This window comes from Aeromonas sp. HMWF015 (genome assembly GCF_963878965.1).
GTDB lineage: Bacteria > Pseudomonadota > Gammaproteobacteria > Enterobacterales > Aeromonadaceae > Aeromonas > Aeromonas veronii.
Window position 1 is genome coordinate 1 of record NZ_CAWNZT010000311.1, and the last position, 1,625, is coordinate 1,625.

Sequence of the window (1,625 nt, forward strand, 5' to 3'; positions counted from 1 at the left end):
TACGCACCTCTTTGGCTTTCTCAGGGTACTTGGCGCAGATCTTCCCGTGTTCAGAGACATGCAGGCGCTGAACAGTGCCCGAGCGGAAGGACGTGGCCACCTGGATGCTTGAGCCGTGCCGGAACAGGATGTGACCGCCGTTTGCCCCGCCACGCCGTGCAACGACTGGGAACTGGGCCTTCAGCCAGCTGGGCAGGTTATCGAAAGGGACTTCAATCTTGGTGCGGTATATCTCCCCTGCTGCGGCCAGGTCTTGGGCGATGATCCCGCACTTGATGTTCTTGTTGAACAGCGCCTCATCGAGCAGATAGATATCTATGGCAGTAGAGAACCCTATTTGGCGCGCCTTCAACACAATGTTCAGCCACCACATGGTTTTGAATAGCAGCTCTTGCGCCGGGCGCAGCCGGAAGCGCACCAGCTGGCCTTGCTCATTCTCGATCTTGTAGAGGTTGTTCATCCGCCACCACTTATCACCGAGCTTTGCGCGGATGTAGGCCATCTGCTCCTGCTCAGTCATGGCGGAGGTGTCGGGTTCGATCATTGGTGGGTCTCAGGCAATAAAAAACCCGCCGAAGCGGGTTAGTGTACTGATATGAAACTATTAACGTTCTTGAGGTTCTACTGCCCAGGAGTCTACAACTGCCTGCGCCTCTAATCTAACTGCAGCCAGTTCTTGAATGTTATCCGCGAGCATCCTCAAGTGAAGGGGATCGGCAATTATTGCCCCCATCTCAACCAATATCTTGTTACGGTAAAGGCGATATGGCTCAAGGAGGATGCGCTCGCTCATTACAGAGCTGGGCTGTTTTGCACAGCGATTGCCAAGAGGCACTACGGGCTGCAGTTCTAGGTGAAAGCTATGTCCAGAATCTAACTCGGCATAGGCTGCTTTCGGGAGCGGGCAATCAGCAATATAAACAGCCTCACCTGCCTCATTTTTACCGTAAATTCTCATTACATCCCTCACCCAAAATACCGGCCAATATTATCACGACATCAGTCCACCGGTACCCATACCCTGTAGTTCAGATACCATCTCACTGACAGGAGTTGACTCACTGCCACCATCCTTCTCCAACCTATCAGCCTCTGCTGTCAGCTTGCGGGTAGCCGCCTCAATGCGCTTTGTGTCGGCCTCAATCTTTGGCCCGGTTACCTCATCAATCCGCATCGTGCTCAGGGTGCGTTCGATGGACTCAATGCGCTGGATGTTCCGGTCGATGGCCTGCTCGGCTTTGAGGAGCTTTTCATAGAGGGCGAGCCTGTCGGCCATCTCGGTTGCCGTAGCGAGATCCTGCTGCAACGCCTTCAAGGTCTTGGTGACAGAGATAACACGCGCCCGGGTGAATATCAGCTCATCCCTCAGCCTCAACTCCTCGGCCTGGTCGAACAATTCGGGCGCATCGAGGAACTGCGCGTAACCGCCGTGGGTCAGCGCAGGGCGATCGCCAGGCTTCCACTTTGCGACAGGGCTCGGGTTGCCCGGGTTGCCGACAGACTCACGATTCCCCACACCAAAGCGGCCATCTGGCTGGCGCCCCGATTTTCTTTTCGGGTTTTGGCCTGAGTCGTCACCGGGTTGTGTGGATGAGGATAACCTTTCCCCTCTTCCCTCTCCCCCT

2 protein-coding genes and 1 pseudogene are annotated in these 1,625 nt (G+C 55.4%); all 3 read right to left on the reverse strand.

The features are described 5' to 3' along the window. Window positions 1-544 (reverse strand): annotated as a pseudogene (locus tag AACS18_RS15930) (terminase); the annotation flags it as partial. 60 nt (window positions 545-604) lie between these two features. Beyond that, the gene (locus tag AACS18_RS15935; protein WP_108612679.1) at window positions 605-958 is read right to left on the reverse strand and encodes a hypothetical protein; all 354 of its coding nucleotides are present in this window, start codon (window positions 956-958) and stop codon (window positions 605-607) included. Between the two features lie 33 nt (window positions 959-991). After that, window positions 992-1,625, reverse strand: a 634-nt coding sequence (locus tag AACS18_RS15940) for a terminase (RefSeq protein WP_108612680.1), incomplete at its 5' end; no start/stop codon positions are given.